General features: G+C 39.8%; 1 protein-coding gene. It reads right to left on the bottom strand.

Features of this window, described 5'->3' with window-relative positions:
• Positions 1-299, bottom strand: a 299-nt coding sequence (locus AWW72_RS19740) for an MFS transporter (protein ID WP_249409185.1), incomplete at both ends; no start/stop codon positions are given.

Genomic DNA, 299 nt, shown 5'->3' with positions numbered 1-299 from the left:
TATGGGTTTTGACGTTTTTTAGGTTGGCTACTTTGAGCGACTTCTAACGCTTTTAATTGACGAGATTTTTTCCATGATTCAGGTTCAGGCACGCAAAAGTGCATTAAAACTGATAACACCACAGGCGTAATTGCAATCCAATAAAGGAAACGCCAGCCATGTTCAGGAATAATATGCCCTGCCAATAAAGTCGCTAACAAAGAACCTAAGGTATAACCCGTCATGAGAGTAGCCAAAACAGTCGAGCGATGTTTGGTTGGCACCATTTCTGACATTAAAATATTACAAGCAATATAGAG

Source organism: Acinetobacter sp. NRRL B-65365, from assembly GCF_001605865.1.
GTDB classification, from domain to species: domain Bacteria; phylum Pseudomonadota; class Gammaproteobacteria; order Pseudomonadales; family Moraxellaceae; genus Acinetobacter; species Acinetobacter vivianii.
The sequence above is the reverse complement of the archived record's forward strand: the minus strand, read 5'-3'. Positions and strand labels throughout refer to the sequence as shown.